This is a genomic window from Nocardia sp. NPDC050793 (assembly GCF_040654065.1).
GTDB lineage: Bacteria > Actinomycetota > Actinomycetes > Mycobacteriales > Mycobacteriaceae > Nocardia.
Genome location: NZ_JBFAHG010000005.1, coordinates 586,061 through 606,261 on the forward strand (window position 1 = coordinate 586,061; position 20,201 = coordinate 606,261).

The 20,201-nt window shown below is 68.9% G+C and carries 3 protein-coding genes; all 3 read right to left on the reverse strand.

Going from position 1 to position 20,201, the window contains the following annotated elements:
* Positions 1–17 precede the first annotated feature (17 nt).
* From AB0H50_RS20925 to AB0H50_RS20935, 3 genes are read right to left on the reverse strand one after another with little or no spacing between them, the layout of a single operon-like run.
* On the reverse strand, positions 18–16,088 hold the full coding sequence (locus AB0H50_RS20925) for an amino acid adenylation domain-containing protein (protein ID WP_357454952.1): 16,071 nt from the start codon (positions 16,086–16,088) through the stop codon (positions 18–20).
* A 52-nt stretch (positions 16,089–16,140) separates the two neighbouring features.
* Positions 16,141–19,269: an amino acid adenylation domain-containing protein gene (locus AB0H50_RS20930; protein WP_357454954.1), complete on the reverse strand. Its 3,129-nt coding sequence runs from the start codon at positions 19,267–19,269 to the stop codon at positions 16,141–16,143.
* Entirely contained in the window at positions 19,266–20,201 is a 936-nt protein-coding gene (locus AB0H50_RS20935; protein ID WP_357454957.1) for an AMP-binding protein, read from the reverse strand. Before AB0H50_RS20935 ends, AB0H50_RS20930 begins: the two co-directional genes overlap by 4 nt.

A 20,201-nucleotide genomic window follows, 5' to 3' on the forward strand; every position in this document is an offset into this window, starting at 1 on the left:
ATTGACGCCTTCGTGGCTCACCTGTCCTCGACGCGGCGGAGTTCGCGGTCCAACAGCGCGCCGATCACTTCGATCGCCGACGGCGTGAGCATGTCGCCGTGCGTCACCGCGACCTCGCACTCGCGCACCTCGCCGCCCACCAACGGGCGCCAATGCTCGGCGAAAGAAGCCCGCGGCTCCTCGGTCGCGGTGAACAGGACCGCGTCGCCACGCAGCGGCGAGGGCGCGAACCGCTTCAGCAGTTCGACGTTCTCCACCACCAGTTCCGCGGCCCGGCCGACCATCGACGTGAATTCGGACCAGTTCTCCGAGCCGGAGACGATCCGGGTCAGCTCGTCCTCGACGGTCTCCTTGCGCAAATCCGCCTTGTCGGCGTAATAGGTGCTCGGAGCGCTGTCGAGAATGCCGATCACGCCGACGTCGTACCCTCGCTTCTCCAGTTCGACAGCGACGGCGTGAGCCAGCGTCCCGCCGAAGGAGTAGCCGGCCAGATGGAACGTCCCGCCCGGCTGAATCGACAAGATCTGCTCGACGTAGTCGTCGACCATCTCCGCGAGCGATTCGGGGCGGCCGGCCAATTCCTTGCAACCGCGGGCCTGGATGCCGTACATCGGCCGGTCGTGCACATGGTCGGCGAAACCCATATAGGGCCAGCTGAAACCGAAAGCCGGATGGATCCACCACAGCGGCGCAGCGGCGCCGTCTTCGCGAATCGGCAACACGACGGCGTACGGGTCGGCGCCGAATACGCTGTCCGATCCGGTGGCCAACCGGTCGGCGAGGTCTGCAACGGTCGGTGACTGGAATATCGCGCGCAGCGGCAACCGGACACCGAGCCGTGCGTGAAGCCGGCTCAGCAGCCGGATCGCGCGCAGTGAATGGCCACCGATCGCGAAGAAGTCGTCGTGGATGCCCACTCGATCCGCACCGAGCGCCTCGGCGAACAGTTCGGTGAGCGTCCGCTCGACCGCGGTGCGCGGCGCGACGTACCGGGCGCCGAGGAACTCTGGGACCGGCAAAGCGCGCCGATCCAGCTTGCCCGTCGCCCCCAGCGGCAGCCGATCCAGCACCGTGATCGACGCGGGCACCATGTGCTCCGGCAACCGCTCCGCGACGAGCCGCCTCAGTTCGCGGGGGTCCAATGCCGAATTCGCCTGCTGGATTTCGGTATTCGGGCTGCCGGCCTCGGGCCGCGCAGCGGGCACCACATATCCGAGCAGGTGAGTGCCGGAACCGGCCTGGTCGCCGCGCACTACGGCGGCGGCTTGCGCCACTCCGGGGCAGGCCAGCAACGCGGTCTCCACCTCCGCGAGCTCGATCCGGATCCCCCGCAGCTTCACCTGATCATCGGCGCGACCCAGATACACCAGCACGCCATCGGCATTCCAGCGGGCCAGATCCCCGGTCCGGTACATCCGCGCGCCAGGGAGCCCGAACGGATCGGCCACGAAGCGCGATGCGGTCAACTCCGCCCGGCCGTGATAGCCGCGCGCGATCGAACCGCCCACGTACAGCTCCCCGATAGCCCCGACCGGAGCCGGCACGAGTCCGGACGCCAGCACATAGGTGTGCATGTTCGCGATCGGCCTGCCGATCGGGACACCGCCGGAGCCGGTACCGCCCTCCACACCGGGCAGCACGGTGGCGTGGAAACTCTCGGTCTGTCCGTAGGTGCTCACGACCCGCGCCGCGGGCCAGATCTCACCGATCCGCCGCACCAGCGACCGGGTCAAGCGATCACCGCCGAAGACGAAGGTTTCGACTTCGACATCCGCCGACACCTGATCCAGCGTCTCGGCGAACACGGTCGGCACGGTGTAGACGACGCCGCCCGGCCACGCGTCCAGCTCGCCGAGCGCCAGCACGTCCCGCACCACGTCGACGCATCCGCCCACCGACAGCGTGGCGAAGAATTCGAACACCGAGATGTCGAAGTTGATCGAGGTGCCTGCCAGCGTCCGCGACCCCTGGTCCATGCCGACGGCGCCCATCATCGCGAACACGCTGTTGACCACACATCCGTGCGTGACGGCAACGCCTTTGGGCACGCCCGTCGAACCGGACGTGTACATCACGTACGCCAGGTTCTCCGCCCGCAACGGAAGCGGATCCACGTCCACGTGCCGTGCGTAGACCTCGGAATCCTCTGCATCGACCCGGACGATCGGCACCCCGACCGAACACAGCCGGCCTGCGGAATCACCGTCCGCCAGAATCAGCACCGGATCGGCGTCGGCCACCATGAATTGGATTCGATCCGCAGGATAGCCCGGATCGATCGGCATGTACGCCGCCCCCGACTTCAAAACGCCGAGTAGCACCGCGACCAGATCGATCGACCGCGATACGGCCACGCCGACCAGCGTCTCAGGACCTGCGCCCCGCTCGCGCAACGAGCGCGCCAACCGGTCGGAGGAGACATGCAATTCGGCGTAGGTCATCACCTGGTCCGCGCAGACCACCGCCATCGCATCCGGGGTTCGAACCGCTTGCCGGGCAACGAGTTCCGGCACCGTCGCCACGCCGACCGGAGCCGCGGTGCTGTTGCGGTCCGCCAATTGCACATGCTCGGCGACCTCGAGGACATCGATCACACCGGCCCGGATCCACGGGTCGCGCACCACCTGCTCCAATACCCGCGCGAACCGAGCGGCGAGCTGTGCGGCGGCATCCGCGTCGAATACGGTGCGCTGGTATTGCAGGGCCAGCTGCAGATGCGGATCGCCGAACGCCAATACCGTCAGCGGGTAGTGGTTGCCGGAGACCGGCCGGAAGCCGACGACCGCGACGTCGTCCGCCACGCCTGCCTCGAGCAGCCCGATCCGATCGATCGGGTAGGACTCGAAGACGACGAGCGTGTCGAACAGCGTGGCTATGCCGGTGGCTCGCTGAATCTCGGCCAGGCCGTGGTGGTGATGATCGAGCAACGCCGCCTGACGGCGCTGCAGGTCGGCCAGCAGTTCGGCGAAGGACTGACCGGGCGTGAGCCGGACGCGCACCGGCAGGGTGTTGATGAACAGTCCGACCATGGAGTCGACGCCGGCCACCGCGGGCGGACGACCCGACACCGTCGCGCCGAACAGGACGTCGTCGCGGCCGGTCAACCGATTCAGCAGCACCGCCCAGGCGCCTTGGACCAGGGTGTTCATCGTGACGCCAAGCTCCGCCGCGACCCGGCCCACCGCCCTGGCCACCGCGCCGGGCAGTTCGACATCGATCTGGGCGAAGCCGTCGCCGGTGGCCGCGGCGCTCTGCGGCCCGGCCAGCAGGGTCGGGTCCTCGACCCCGTCCAGTTCCGCGGCCCAGGCCCGCGCTGCGGTGGCGGCGTCCTGCCGCGACAGCCACACCAGGAAATCCCGGTAGTCACCGGCCGATTCGCCGGTCACCGAATCGTCGTCCCGGTACAGCCGGAAGAGATCGCGCAGCAGCAGCGGAATGGACCATCCGTCGAACAGCGCGTGATGGGCGGTGAGCAGCAGATCCGATCGGCCATGGCCGCGATGGACCAGCGCCAACCGCAGCAGCGGCGCGACAGCGCTGTCGAAGTGGGCCTGCTGATCCTCGATCAGGAAACCTTCGTACGCCGCGTCCGGCATCCGGCTCAGATCGATCTCCTGCCACGGCAGCTCTACTCGGTCCAGCACGACCTGCACCTGTTCGCCGGACGCGGTGTCCGCGAAGGCGACTCGCAGATTCGAGTGCCGCTCGAGCAGGCGGCGGCCCGCCGCCCGCATCCGCGCGGGATCCACCTGTCCTTCCAGGTGCAGGATCAGCTGCAGGTGGTACGCGTCGAATCCGGATCCGGCGAGCATCGTGTGGAAGAGCAGCCCGGACTGCATGGGCGGCAGGGGCCAGATGTCGGTGACGGTTCGATAGCGACGTTCCAATTCGTCGACATCGTGCTGGGTCAGCGCGACCAGCGGCACATCCGACGGCGTCAACCCGCCCGCCGTAGCCGCGCCTGCGTGCTTGGCGATGGCGGTCAGCGCTGCGCACCACAGGTCCGCCAGTTCTTGTACGTCATCGCGGCTGATCACCTGCCCCGCGAAACCGAACGTCGCGTGCAACCGCGGGCCGGATGCGGTGTCGACGGCGACCACGCCGATTTCCACGGTCGACATCAGCGGCATCTCCGCGTCGAGCTCCGGACCGGCGTCGATCGTGTCGGCGGCCCTTGCCCAACCGGACGCCCGCGCCTCCTTGGGCAGATCGGCGCTGGAATACCGGCCCAGATAGTTGAACCCGATCTGCCCTGTCGACCCTTCGCGCAGCACCGCGGCGGTCTCCGGATTCAGGTAGCGCAGCACACCGAATCCGATGCCGCGGTCCGGCACCGAAAGCAGCTGCTCCTTCACCGCCTTCACCGCGGATCCAGCCGCCACTCCCCCGGCGAACGCGTCGTCCACATCGCAGCCGGCCATATCGATGGGGACGGGATACATGCTGGTGAACCAGCCGACGGTGCGCGAGAGATCGGCCCCGGGCAGCACGTCCTCCTCCCTGCCGTGCCCCTCCAGCCGGACCACCAAAGACGAAGCGGCACAACCGCGGCGGTCGCGCCAGCGGGCGACGGCCAGTGCCAGAGCGGCCAGCAGACCGTCATCGATCCCGCAGCGGAACACCCGCGGTACCGCGGTCAGCACCGCGGCGGTCGCCGATTCGGGCAGCTGGACCTGCAGCATCTCCAGGCTCGAGTACACATCCACCGACGGATTCAGCGGTCGCACACCCAACAGCGGATCCGGTGTGGTCACGATCGAACGCCACAGCTCTAGTTCGGCGACTCGGCCGGCCGACGTCGCGACATCGACCATGCCGTGCGCCCACCGGCGCAGCGAGGTGCCGACCGGGGGCAGCGCCACCGCCTCGCCCGCGTGCACCTGCCGCCACGCCGCGGCCAGATCCGAGAGCAGAATCCGCAGCGAGACGCCGTCCACCACCAAGTGGTGCAGCACGATCGCCAATCGGCCCGCCGCCTCGGCGCCCGCCTCGAACCAGACGAACTGCGCCATGATCCCGGCAGCCGGATCCAACCGCCCCGCCGCCGCGTTCAGCTCCGCGGTCGCCACCGCCGGATCCCATGGCTCCGGGCAGGGAACTCGGTGCAGCAGATCCGCGGCGGACACCGCGCCCGGCGGCGGCACCGACAGCACGTCCGTCTCGAGCCGCGCCCGCAGCGCGTCGTGGTGATCCAGCACCGCGTCGAGCGTGGCGATCAGCTCGGCGGCGTCGACGCCGGACGGCAACTCGAGCACTTCGGTCATCGAGAACCGGCCGAAGCGATCACCGGAGGCCACCAGCCAATGGGCCATGGGCGGCAGCGGAATCGAGCCGACACCGCCGCCGTCCAGCTCCTCGAGCACCGGTCTGCGGTCGTCGGTTCCCGCGTCGAGGGTCGCGGCCAGTTCGGCCACCGTCCGGTACTCGAAGATCTGGCGCGGCGTCAGCTTCAGCATGCGTTCGCGCGCCCGCGCGACCACCTGAATCGATCGGATGCTGTCGCCGCCGATCGAGAAGAAGTCGTCCAGGACGCCGACCCGGTCCAGGCCGAGGATCTCGGCGAACAGTTCGGCGAGAAGATGCTCGGTCGCGGTACGCGGCGGCTCGTACCGGCCGCCCGCGAACTCCGGCGCGGGCAACGCGCGCCGATCCAATTTCCCTGTCGTGCCGAGTGGCAGCTGGTCCAGCACCATGACCGAGCTCGGCACCATGTACTCCGGCAGCCGCCCCGCGACGAACCGCCGCAGCTCGCGCACGTCGAGTCCGAGATCGACGCCCCGTTCGCCCGAGCCGCTCGGCACGACGTACCCGACGAGCTGGGCGCCCATGCCGTCGCGGCCGGGCTGCACGACGGCGGCAGCCTGCGCGACACCGGGATACGCCGCCAGGGCGGCTTCGATCTCGGCCGGCTCGATTCGGAATCCGCGCAACTTCACCTGATCATCGACGCGGCCCAAATACTCCAGGGCGCCATCGAATCGCCAGCGCACCAGGTCCCCGGTCCGATACATCCGCGAGCCCGGCCGCCCGAACGGATCGGCCACGAACCGGGCAGCGGTCAAACCCGCTCGGCCGCGATAGCCACGGGCGATCGCGCCACCGACGTAGAGCTCGCCCACCACTCCCACCGGCACCGGCATCAATCCGGCCCCGAGAACGTAGGCGCGCATGTTCGCGATCGGCCCGCCGATGGGCACTCCACCGTCCCCGGTCGCCGCGAAATCCGATGCGCTGCCGCCGGGCGCGTAGGCGGTGGCATAGAAGCTTTCGCACTGCCCGTACGGGTTGACGATCCGCGCGTCGGGCCAGACTTCGCCGATCCGCCGCACCAGCGACCACGCCAGCCGGTCGCCACCGAAGACGAAGGCGTCCGCGGTGACCCGCCCGGCCGCGTGTTCCAGGGTCTTCGCGAAAACCGTCGGCACGCCGGAGATCACACCGCCGGTCCAGGAGTCGCGTTCACCGAGAACCAGTACGTCTCTGACGATCTCGACGCAGGCGCCGACCGAGAGCGCGGTGAAGATCTCGATGACCGATACATCGAAATTCACCGACGTACCGGCGAGCATCCGGGAATCGGCGCGCATGCCGAGCACATCCACCATGCCGAGCACGCCGTTCACCACGCAGCCGTGGCTGACGGCCACGCCCTTGGGCACGCCGGTCGACCCCGAGGTGTACATGACGTACGCCAGGTTCTCGGCCCGCAACGGCACACGATCACCACCGGCGGAATCCGGCAGCTCGGCGTCGACGATGCGAACCGTCGCCACATCCACGGCGGGCAGCCGGTCGATCGACTCCGCGTCCGTGAGAATCAGCACCGGATCGGCATCGGCGACCATGAAGGCGATCCGATCGGTCGGATACCCTGGGTCGATCGGCACATAGCCCGCGCCGGACTTCAGCACACCCAGCAGCACGACCACGAGATCGACCGTCCGCGACACCGCGACGCCGACCAGCGTTTCCGGTCCGGCTCCGCGTCCGGTCAGCCAGTGCGCCAACCGGTCCGACGCGCTCTCCAGCTCCGCGTAGCTGAGCCTACGGCCCGCGCACTCCACCGCGACGGCGTCGGGCGTTCGATTCGCCTGGTGGGCAACCAGTTTCGGTACGGCGTCAATCGTTCTGGCCACCGCGGCGCCGTTGAACTCGGTCATCAAACGGGAATGCTCGGCGGCGTCGAGCACGTCGATCACGCCGACTTGGAGCGCGGGATTCTCCACCATCCGCGTCAGTACCCGCAGGAACCGGGCGGCCAGGAGCTCGACCGATCCGTGGTCGAAAAGGTCGGTCGCGTATTCGATGCTGCCGAGCACGCCGTCCCCGGCCGGATCCTCGATCAGGTTGAACAGCAGGTCGAATTTCGCCGTGCCGGTCGAGTCGAAGTGGGGCGTGACGGTGATCCCGGAGCCGAGCGTGTCGAGCTCCGGCCACACATTGTTCTGCCACGCGAGCATCACCTGGAACAGCGCGTGGTACGAGGTGGAGCGTTCCGGGTTCAGCAATTCGACGAGCCGCTCGAACGGCGCATCCTGATTGTCGTATGCCAGCAGGGTTTTCGCTTTCACCTGACTCAGCAGCGCATCGAACGACGGATTGTCCGACAGATCAACCCGCAGCACCCAGGTGTTGACGAAGAAGCCCACCACGTCCGCCAGCGAGTCGTCCAGGCGACCCGCGATCGGCGATCCGATCGGGATGTCGTCACCGCAGCCGATCCGGTGCAGCAGCACCGCGAGCGCGGATTGCAGCACCATCGCCGCCGTCGCGCCCTTCCGCAGCGCGAGGTCGTCGATCGCGGCGTAGAGCCCGGGGTCGACGGAGAAATCGACGACGTCGCCCCGATGGCTCGCGGTCCGGGGTCGCGGCCGGTCCGTCGGCAGCGCCAACTGCTCCGGCAGCCCGGCCAACTCCTGACGCCAATGCGAAACCTGCTGCGCCAGCACACTTGCCGGATCCGATTCGCTCCCGAGCAACTCCGCCTGCCACAGCGTGTAGTCCACGTACTGCACTGGCAGCGGCGTCCATTTCGGTTCCCGGCGGCGCGATCTGGCCCGATAGGCCGTTGCCAGGTCTCGCGCCAACGGCGCCATCGATGCGCCGTCCGCCGCGATGTGGTGCACGAGCAGCACCAGCAGCCATTCGTCGTCACCGCAGCGAAGGATGGTGCAGCGCACCGGTATCTCGGCAGCCAGGTCGAAACAGTACGACACCTGGTCGTCCACCACGGCGGGTACGTCGGCCGCATCGACCGCGAGCACCGCGACCTCGCACACCGCCTCGGTGGCGGGCAGCACCCGCTGGAACGGAACGCCGTCCTCCTCCACGAACACCGTTCGCAAACTCTCGTGCCGGACGACGAGATCGCGGACCGCGGCGACCAGCGCGTCCGCGTCGACCGGACCCGACAGCCCGAGCACCAGCGGCACGTTGTAGGTCGCCGACGCGCCCTCGAACCGGGACCAGAACCACAACCGGCGTTGGGCGAACGACAACGGGATCCGGTCCGGCCGCGGCATCGGAGCCAGCACGGGGCGCACCACCGCGGCGCTGTCGAGTCGTTCGATCAGCTCGGCGACCGTCGGCGCCTCGAAGACCGTCCGGATCGGCACCTCGACGCCGAGCACCGCGCGGATCCGGCTCACCAGCCGGGTGGCCAGCAGCGAATGCCCGCCGAGAGCGAAGAACCCATCGTCGATACCGACTCGCTGCACGCCGAGCACCTCGGCGAAAAGGTCCGCCACTGTCTCCTCGTGCCGAGTCCGGGGCGCGCGATAGGCCGCTTCCGACTCGAAATCCGGTGCGGGCAGCGCGGCGCGGTCCAGCTTCCCGTTGGGCGTCAACGGGATTCGGTCCACCGCGACCAAGGCCGCGGGCATCAGCTGCGCGGGCAGCTCGCGCGCCAGCGCCCGGCGCAGCCGGTGCACGTCGAGCGTCGCGTCGCGAGCCTGCACCACGTAGCCGACCAGCCGTTGGTCGCCGGGCCGGTGCTCGCGCACGGTCACGGCCGCGGCGGCCACCTGCCGCCGACGCAGCAGCGCCGCCTCGATCTCACCTGGCTCGACCCGGATTCCGTGCAGCTTGATCTGGTCGTCGACCCGGCCTTGATATTCGATCGTCCTGTCGGTCCGCCAGCGCGCGAGATCACCGGTGCGATACATCCGATCGCCCGCGTGGCCGTACGGATCGGCGACGAACCGTTGCGCGGTCAAGGCCGGATACCCGGCGTAGCCGCGGCCGACGCCGGGACCCGCGATGTAGAGCTCGCCGACGACGCCGCGCGGCACCGGGCGCAGGTCCGCGCCGAGCACGTGCAGGCGCGTGTTCGCGATCGGGGTGCCGAGCGGCACTGGCTGCCGCCGGTACCGCTCGCGGTCGGCGTCGAGCCAATGGAACGCGGCCACGTCCGCTGTCTCGGTGGGTCCGTAGCCATTGGCGAATCGCGGACCACCGCCGTCGAACCCGGCGAGGTTCTCGATCGATATCGGTTCGCCGCCGAGGACGACCGCGTCCAGTCGTGCCAGCACGGCCGCGGTGTCGGCCTCGACGAGCGCGCCGAACGCCCTGGTGGAGATCCAGGTGACGGCCACCCGGTGGGTGGCGAGCTGACGGACGATCCGTGCCGGGTCGAAGTGCGGATCGGCCAGGAGGATCGGCCGTCCGGTCAGCAGCGCCACCCAGATGTTCTTCTGGGTCGTGTCGAAGCTCGGTGAGGAGGCGATGAACATCGCGCCGTCGCCGATGTCTCCCAGTTCCCGCTGGTACCAGCCCAGCGTGTTGGCGAAGCCCTCGGCATGCACCGCGGTGGGCTTCGGTCGGCCGGTGGACCCGGAGGTGAAGATGACATAGGCGAGCCGCTGTTTCGGCAGGGCTGACATTTGCGGCAGAGCGGTCGCCTGCGGCGACGGCGCGGTGCCGGGCTCGTCGATGACAAACGTCGGCAGCTCGACGGAGTGCGTCCGCGCCCATTCCCGGACGGTCACCACGCACCGTGCGCCGCTGTCGGCGATCATGCCCATGATGCGGTCGACGGGGTGGGCCGGATCGATGGGCGCGTACGCCGCACCCGTGCGCCAGGTCGCGAGCACCGCGACTACATACCAGACCGAGCGCGGAATGATCAGCGCCACAACCGTTTCCACGCCAACGCCGAGGTCGGCGAGTTGGCGGGCGAGCAGATCCGCCGCCTGGTCGAGCGCACCGCGATCGAGCTCTGCGTCCGGCGCGATGACCGCCGGTTCGCGGGGGGCGGTGCGGGCCTGGTTCGCCACCTGCTCGACGAAATCGAATCCGGGTTCCGGGGTCACCGGGCCCTTGCCGAGCGCGAGGAGTTCCGCTCGTTCCACGCCGACCAGCACGTCGAGCGCATCGACCGAGAGGCGGGGCCGCAGCGCCGCCTGCCGCAGCAGCTCGACGAAACGAGCCGCCATGAGCTCGACGGTTTCGCGATCGAACAGATCGGTGGAGTATTCGACAAACCCGCTCCAGCCCGCGCCGGCCGTGCCGTCGGCAACGGGGGCGTCGAGGATGCCGAAGAACAGGTCGAACCGCGCGGTCCGGGTGGAGACCGGCAGCCATTCCGCGCGCAGGCCCGCGAAATCGGTGACCGGCAGCGTGTTGTTCTCGAAGGTCAGCGCGACTTGGAAGAACGGGTGACGCGCGGTGGATCGGGGCGGGTTGAGCAATTCCACCAGCAATTCGAACGGCACGTCTTGATTCGAATAGGCCGCCAGCGCTTTGGTTTTCACCTGGGCCAGTACGTCGGCGAACGAGGCGCCCGCGCGCAGGGAGGTCCGCAGCACCCAGGTGTTGACGAAGACGCCGACCAGATCCGCCAACGCCTCATCGGTGCGACCCGCGATCGGCGACCCGATCGCAATATCCTCACCCGCACCCAACCGATACAACAACACCGCCAACCCCGCCTGCAAAACCATCGACACCGTCACCCCCTCCCGACGCGCCAACCCCTCCACCGACACCCGCGTCTCCCCACCCACCAAGAACTCCACCAACCCACCCCGATGACTCGCGACGCGGGGGCGGGTGCGGTCCGTCGGCAGCGCCAACTGTTCCGGCAGCCCGGCCAACTCGTGCCGCCAGTACGAAACCTGTTCGGCCAGAAGGCTCGTCGGGTTCGACACCGGCCCGAGCAGCTCCGCCTGCCACAGCGTGTAGTCCACGTATTGCGCCGGCAGCGGCGTCCACTGCGGATCTTCTCCCCTTGACCGGGCGGTGTATGCCGTGACCAGGTCGCGCAGCAGCGGCGCGAGCGACCAGCCGTCCGCGGCGATGTGGTGGACGACCAGCATCAGCACACTCTGGTCCGGCCCGGCCCGGAGGATCCGGGCCTGAATCGGGATCTCGGTGGCCAACTCGAATTCGCACTGCGCCGCCTCGGCCGCCGCCGCGGGCACCTCGCCGGCCGAAACGTCGATCACCGGTACGGTGACCGATACCCGCGCACTGTCGAGCACCAGCTGCTCCGGCGTCCCCGCGGATTCGACGAATACCGTGCGCAGACTCTCGTGCCTGCCCACCACGTCGCCGACCGCGGCGGCCAGCGCGGCGGAGTCGAGCGCACCGGTCAACCGCACCGCCAACGGAATGTTGTAGGTCGCCGACGCGCCCGCCAACCGGTGGAGGAACCACAACCGACGCTGCGCGTACGACAACGGAACCCGATCGGGGCGCCGCCGCGCGACCAGCGCCGGACGCACGGCAAGGCCGTCGTCCAGACGCGGCGCCAATTCCCGCGGCGTCGGCGCCTCGAATACCGTGCGAATCGGGACCTCGACGCCGAGCGCGGCGCGGATCCGGCTGACGAGCCTGGTCGCCAGCAACGAGTGCCCGCCCAACTCGAAGAAGCCATCATCGATACCGACCCGGTCGATGCCGAGAACGTCGGCGAACAGCTCGGTCAGCACCCGTTCGCGGTCGGTGCGTGCGGCGCGATACCGCGCACCGGAAACGAACGCCGGATCGGGCAGCGCCGCCCGATTCAGTTTTCCGTTCGGCGTCAGCGGCAACTCGTCGATCACCACGATGGCCGCTGGCACCATGTAATCGGGCAACCGCTCGGCGAGCAGCCTGCGCATATCCGCGACGAGCAGCGCTGCCTGTGGATTGTTCGCGTATCTGGACGCCTCGTCGAGTCGCGACGACGGCCGGTACAAGCCCGACGGCCGGTGTCCTTCGGCAAGCGACGGATGGACGAAGACCGCCTCCATCCTGCCGCGCCGCGCCGACCAGGTGACCGCGGTGGCGAACCCGGACAGCTCGCCGAGGATGTGCAGGTCCTCGGGCAGCAGGCCGACGCCGGACGGGCGCTGGCCGACATGCCCGAGCCGCACTTCGCCGCCGACGAGCCCGTGTTCTTCGACCGGGAAGCGGCCCGCCCTGAGCCGGTCGACGGCGAGCACCTCATCGATGAGCCCGATGTGCGGAATGTTCGTGACGCGGACCGCGCCGCCTCGGCGCTGTGGCAGCAGCGCCGCCAGCGCGTCGTAGCCGATGAATTCGATCGCATCGATATCCGTGAGAGTCAGCACCGGCGCCGGCCCCTTGTGCAGCGCGACGTCGTAGCGGTACTTCGACATCTCGTTGACCGACAGCCCCCGCTTGAGTTCGATGTCGACAGCCGCAATACCGCCCAGTTCGTCGGCCAACGCCAGGAAATACTCCGGCGCCAGCAGGAGCTCTTGCTCGGCGAGCATGCCGCGGCGGACCAGATCCTTGATCTTGGCGACGTCCTCGCTCGCCTGACCCGCGAGCACCGTGCCGGTGGTGAACTCCTCCAGCAGATCGCGGTTGCGTACATCCCCGACGAAAAGCACGCCACCGGGTGCGAGCAGCCGCAGCGCTCCTTCGACGACCCGGCGCAGGTACGTCTGGCCGGGGAAGTACTGGACGACCGAATTCAGTACGACCGCATCGAAATACGCCTCCGGCAGGCCCGCCAGGTCGTCGGCCGAACGGACGCTCGTTCTGACCCTGTCGGCGTACTCGGCGGCCGACTCCCGCAGTCCCGCCTCCAATTGCGCGATCGTCGCCGCGGAGAAGTCCGACGCCCAGTACTCGTCGCAGTCCACAGCCAGCCGGGACAGCAGCAATCCGGTTCCGACACCGAGTTCGAGCACCCGCTTCGGGCGCAGTTCGCGGAGCCGCTCCACGGCCGCGTCCCGCCACTCGCGCATGTGCTCGATCGGGATGGGCAGCCCGGTGTAACTGCTCTTCCAGATGCCGAAGTCGTCGCCGAAGACGACATCCGACGTGTCGTTCGAATACAGATCGTCGTAGACCCTGCGCCACTGGCCGACCAGTTCGTCCTCACCGCCGGTGGTACTCGCCGCGGAGTCGACCACCACGTACCCGATCAACTGCTTGCCTGCCGAGGCGTCCGACAGTTCGCGCGCGGCGACCGCCGCTTGCCGCACTGCCGGATGCGCCGCCAGCACCGCTTGGACCTCGCCCGGCTCCACCCGGAACCCGCGGATCTTCACCTGTTCGTCGACCCGGCCGCCGTATTCGAGCAACCCATCGGACGTCCATCGCGCGACGTCGCCGGTTCGGTAGAGACGACCGCCCGCGCCCGACGGATCGAACGGGTCGGCGACGAATCGTGACGCCGTCAGTTCCGGTCGACGGTGGTAGCCCCGCGCGACCTGGACGCCGGCCAGATACAGCTCACCGGTCACACCCGTCGGCACCGGCCGCAGCCGTGCGTCCAGCACATAGGCCCGGCAGTTGCCGATCGGCCGTCCGATCGGAATGGCGGTTGGGATCTCTGCCTCGGCGGGGATGGAGAATTCGGTGAAGTAGACGGTGGCCTCGGTCGGGCCGTAGCCGTTGACGACGCGGATGCCGGGAACGGCCGCGCGCGTCCGTTCGATCGTCGCCGCGGTCAGCGGTTCACCGATGAAAACGATCGTGTCGGCGGTGATCTCGGTATCGGGTCGCTCGAGCACGCCGCCGAAGGCGGACGGCACCGTGCTGACGACGTCCCCGTGCCAGTGCCCGCGCTCGGCGATGGCCAGCACGTCACGGACCAGCTCCACCACGCCGCCCGCGCAGAGGGTGCCGAAGATTTCGAGGACGGAGACGTCGAACGCGGTCGAGGTGCTCGCCAGCACCCGCCGCCGACCGCTGCCGAGCACCGAACCCGCGACGCCGACCAGGTTGACGACGTTGCGATGGGTGACCGCAACGCCTTTGGGCGTCCCGGTGGAGCCGGAGGTGTAGATCAGATACGCGAGGTTGTCCTCGTGCAACGTGCGGACCTGACCGGGAGCATTGTCCGCGTCATCGGCCTCCGCACCGTCCAGCAGCACACACGGGGTTCCGGTATCGGGCAGCACCGGCGCGGTCCCGGAATCGGCGACGATCACGGCGGGTCCGGCGTCGCGGAGCACGAACGCCAGCCGTTCCTTCGGGTAGGTGATGTCGATCGGCAGGTAGACGCCGCCGGCCTTCAGCACGCCGACCAGCGCGACGATCAGCTGCACCGACCGCGGCAGCGCCACCGCGACGACCCGGTCCGGTCCGACGCCCCTGGCGCGCAATGTTCGAGCGATCGCCTCGGCGCGGGCGTCGAGTGTCGTATACGTCAGCTGCTCCGCGTCCGCGACCAGCGCGATGTCCTCCGGTGCGCGCCGGACCTGTTCCTCGATCAGCTCGACGAGCGTGACTCCCACCGGCACAACAGCATCGGTCGCGTTCCAGTCCCGCAGAATGCGGCGGCGTTCGTCCGCCTCCAGCACGTCCACGTCGCCGACGCAGGTGTCCGGTGCCACGGCGAGCTGATGCAGCAGCCGGGTATAGCGGCGCGCGAGCAGCTCCACGGTTCGCCGGTCGAAGAGATCGGTCGCGTATTCGATCAGCCCCTCGTAGCCCGCCTCGCCGGCACCGGTGACGCCCGGGATATCGAAGAAATTGAGGAACAGATCGAATCGAGAGGCTCCGGTCGAAACCGGAATCCATTCGACGTCCACCCCCGGAAACATCAGGGCGGGAAACTTGTTGTTCTGGAAGACCAGCGCCACCTGGAACAGCGGATGGTGCGCCGGGGAGCGCGCCGGATTGAGCAATTCCACCAGCAATTCGAACGGCGCGTCCTGGTTCGAATAGGCCGCGAGCGCCTTCTCCTTCACCCGTGCCAGCACCTGGGTGAAAGTATCGTCCGGTCCTACCGCCGTTCGCAAAACCCAAGTGTTGACAAAGAACCCGACCAGATCCGCCAACGCCTCATCGGTACGACCCGCGATCGGCGACCCGATCGCAATATCCTCACCCGCACCCAACCGATACAACAACACCGCCAACCCCGCCTGCAAAACCATCGACACCGTCACCCCCTCCCGACGCGCCAACCCCTCCACCGACACCCGCGTCTCCCCACCCACCAAGAACTCCACCAACCCACCCCGATGACTCGCCACCCGCGGCCGTTGCCGATCGATCGGCAGCACCGTCAGCTCCGGCAGGCCCGCCAATTCCCCTCGCCAATAGTCCAATTGGCTCGCCAGGACACTCCCCGGATCCGACTCGTCCCCCAGCAATTCCAGCTGCCACAGCGTGTAATCCACGTACTGCACCGGCAGCTCCGGCCACCCGGGCGCCTCCCCCCTCCGGCGGGCCGCGTACGCCATCGCAAGATCCTGCGCCAACGGCACCATGGAGGCGCCGTCCGCGGCGATATGGTGCACCACGAGCACCAGGACCTGTTCGTCGTCGCCGCAGCGCAGCACGGACGCGCGCACCGGGATCTCGGTGGACAGCTCGAAGCAGTACGACACCTGGTCGTCCACGACTTTCTGCAGATCCGCCGAGTCCACAGCGAGCACAGGAACCGGACACGCCGCCTCGCTCACCGGCAGCACCCGCTGATACGGAATTCCGTCGGACTCAACGAAAATCGTCCGCAAACTGGCGTGCCTAGCCACCACGTCGCCGATCGCCGCCACCAGCGCGGACACGTTCACGACACCCGACAACCGCAAGACCAGCGGGATGTTGTACGTCGCGGACGGCCCTTCGAACCGATACAGGAACCACAAACGGCGCTGTGCGAACGACAACGGAATCACGTACTTCTCCTATACCTCTGAGGCATCGTCATCTCGGCACAATGCGCACAGTTCACTGAATTCTCGGGTCGATCGACGACAGCGGGAGCTCCGGATCTTCCGCGTACCGCCGCAGCGCGTTCGCCAGCCGGTCGACGATCAGCCCGATCGTCGCGGCGTCGTACTTTTCCGGATCGAAACGGACGTCGCCGCCGATTCCGGCGGGCAGGCCGCCGGAGGTGAAACGCTCGGACAAACGGAAGGTCAGATCCCCGAGAATCTCCGTCGGCAGTTCACCGGCATGCTGCGAAATCTCGAGCACATCGAGCGGAACGGACGAACTCGAGGCGAGCTCGTTGCGCCAGACGAGGGTCGCCGGGAGTCTCAGCACTCCCGGGCCGGGTCGCATCGCGGCGGCAACGTCCTCGAAGGGAACATCCTGATGCGCGAGGCCCTCGACGCATTCCTCGCGGATCCGGATCGCCAGCTCCAGGAACGTGGGGTCACCGCGCAGGTCGAGACCGGTGACCGCGGTATTGGCGAACAACCCGACGAGCTCGGCCGCGGCGGCGTCGGTCCGGCCCGCGACCCGATACCCGACGACGATCTCCTTGCCGTCGTGCAGCGCCGACAGCAGCGCCGCCACACCCGCCTGCACCACGGTGAATACGGTCAGGCCGTGATCGGCGGCCAGTCGCCGGATCGCGAGTTGTACTGAAACGGGCCATGCCACAGCGAATTCGGCAGGCGTCCGAGCGTCGCCTCGGTCGGCGACGAACACGTGCCGCAGATCGGCGAGCCGGCTCAGCCAGTATCCGGATTGGGCCGCCAGCCCGCTGCCGGGGTCGGCCGGGTCACCGAGCTCCGCGCGGCGCGACAGCTGCCAATCGATGTACCGCATCGGCGGTGCGGCCCAATGCGGTGCCGCACCACCCCGCCGGGCTTCGTAGGCGGCGCAGATATCCCGCGCGAGCACCGACCTCGACCAGTCATCGCAGAGGATGGGGTGCATGGCGAAGACCACGGCGTGCGACTGCGTGCCGAGCCGGTAGATCGCTGCCCGGACAGCGATTTCGGCGGCCGGATCGAACGGTCGCCCGACGACCTCTGCCCTGTGATCATCGAGCCGCCGCTCATCCCAGTCCGCCGCATCCACCACCGCGCTCTCGAAACGCGCTGCGACAGCGGCGATCACCACCTGACGCGGCTCGTCGACGGGCCCGGCGAAAATCGTCCGCAGCGCCTCGTGGCGGCCGACCGTGTCCCGCAATGCCGCCTGCAATGCCGCGATGTCGGCGGCACCGTCGAAGCGAATTGTCAGCGCCTGGTTGTGCACACCGGACGGCCCCGCCGCCCGCAGCGCCCGCCACGCTCGTCGCTGCAGCGGCGAGAGCGGAATTTCGGCCGGGCGCGGCGGTCGCGGCCGGTGCCGCGGTCGCGGCCGGTCCGCGATGATCGCGGCCAGCGCACCGATCGTCGGTGCGCGGAAGAATTGCTGCACGGTGATTTCGGTACCGAACGCCGAATTCACCGCGGCCACCGCCGACACCGCAGCCACCGAATCCCCGCCCGACGCGAAGAACGAGTCGTGCACACCCACTCGCGGCAGGTCGAGAACGCGGGCGAAGACGCGTTCCAGCGCTTCCTCGTCCGGCGTCACCGGCGACCGGTACTCCGATCCGCCGCGCTCCTGCGGCGCGGGCAGCCGCCGGGCGTCGAGCTTGCCGTTGATGGTCAACGGCAATTCGGGCAGGACGACGATGGCCGCGGGGACCATGTACCTCGGCAATCGGTCGGCCAAATGCCCGCGCAACACGTCCGGCTCGGCGACCGCGCCGACGGCGCTGGTCACATAGCCGACGAGGCGCTTGTCGCCCGGCCGGTCCTGCCGGACCACGACCACCGCGTCGGCCACCGAGGGATGCCCGGCCAGACCCGCCTCCACTTCACCGATCTCGATGCGGAACCCGCGAATCTTCACCTGGTGGTCGACGCGTCCTTCGAACTCCAGTTCACCGTCGCCGTTGCGGCGTACGAGATCACCGGTCCGGTACAGCCGCTCGCCGAGGCCGAAGGGATTGGCGACGAACCTCGACGCGGTCAGCGCCCGCCTGCCCCAATATCCCAGCGCGACATTGGGGCCCGCCACGTACAGCTCGCCGATCTCCCCGTCCGGCACCGGGCGCAGCCGATCGTCGAGCACCATCACCCGCGCGCCCGCCACCTCCGAGCCGATCGATGGCTTTCGCCGCGGATCGGTCAGCGGACGACTCATCGCCGTGTAGAAGGTCTCCGTCTGCCCGTAGGCGTTGATCACCGTGCGATCGCCCAGCCAGCGAGCGGCCAATGCCGGTGGCAGCGCCTCACCGGCGGTGAACACCCAGCGCACCGACGCGACGTCGCGCGGCGACAGCATGCCCAGCGCGGACGGCGTCTGGCACAGCACGGTCACCCGCTCCGAGACGAGCAGCCGGATGAGATCCCGCGGCGAACGGACCACCGCATCGGAGGCGACCACCAGGCGTCCGCCGTGCAGCAGCGCGCCGCACATCTCCCACACCGAAACGTCGAAACCGTACGAATGCGTTTGCGCCCACACCTGATCCGCGGTGAGGACAGGGCGGGCGCGGTCGTCCATGCCCAGGAATAGCTGGGTCACGCTCCCATGGGTGATCGCCACGCCTTTCGGTGTGCCGGTGGTGCCCGAGGTGTACAGGATGTAGGCGATCGACGCGGGTGACACGCGCGGCAGCTCGGCGACGGGCGCGTCATCGGTACCGGTGATGTCGAGAACCGGCGCCGCCGAGCCCAGCGACCGTTGCACCGCGACCGCCCGCGCGAGGTGATCGGCGGTGGTCAGCACCGCCGCCGGGCGTGCGTCCGAGAGCACAAGGCCGACACGTCCGTCCGGATGCGCTACATCGATCGGGGCATATGCCGCACCGGTTTTCAACACCGCGAAGATCCCGATGATCGCCTGGGCCGATCGCGGCGCCAGCACGGCGACGATGTCGCCCGCGCCGACGCCGTTCCGGATCAACAGCCCGGCGAGCCGGCCGGTGACCTCGTCGAGCTCCCGATAGGTCCACGAACGTCCCTCGAAGACGACGGCCGTGGCCTCGGGTGACCGCCGGACCTGAGCCGCGAAAAGTTCCGGTATCGCGTCCTGCTCGGCTACCGCGTCGGATGCGGGGTGACTCACGCGAACGCCCTCCCGATCGGGATCGCATCGTGCGAGCCGTACCGGTCCAACCGGAACTCCTGGCCCTCGTCGACCGCGAAGACGGTCCGCCCGATAACGGCCTCCGTCGGCCCGTAGTGGTTGTAGACCGACGTCGCCGGGAACAGCCGCCGCAGGGTCGCCACGTGGTGCGCGCGCAGCGTCTCGCCGCCTACCAGGAAGGCGCGCGGACCGGTCCGCTCGCGCGGATCTCCCGATGCCGATGCCATCGCCTCGATGTGGGAGGGCGTGAGCCGCACCAGATCCAGGTCGGTCTTCCGCATCAGATCGACCAGTTCGCCGACCTCGGTATCCCGATCGGCGATGGTCAGCCGACCGCCCGTGATCAGGGGCAGCAGCAGGCTCGCATAGGAGAAGTCGAAGGCGAGCGAACTGTGCGCCAGCGCGGATACCGGCCCCTCCAGTGCGAGCACGCCGCGCAGGCGGTCGAGGTAATTGGCCAGCGCGCCGAACGACACCATCACGCCCTTGGGCGCGCCGGTCGACCCGGAGGTGTAGATGAGGTACGCCAGATTCGCGGGAAAGACGCGCGGCTCGGCCAGCGCCGCGCCTTCCGCCGCGAGGTCCGCCCAATTCTCCTCTGTCACAACGACTTCGGCACCCGCATCGGTGAGGATGTGACGCACCCGCGCCGCCGGGTACGCCGGATCCACCGGCACGAATGCCGCACCCGCCCGCCACACCGCCAGCACGGTGACCACGGCCTCGAGCGAGCCGCCGAGCACGACGCCGACCACGGATTCCGGCGTGCCGCCGCGCTCGCGCAGCCGGTTCGCCATCCGGTTCACCAGCAGGCTCAGCTCGGCGTAGGACGTGGCGCGGCCCGCGGCGGACACGGCCGTCGCTTCCGGCGCCATGGCCACCGTTCGATCGAACAATTCCAAGATCGTCAT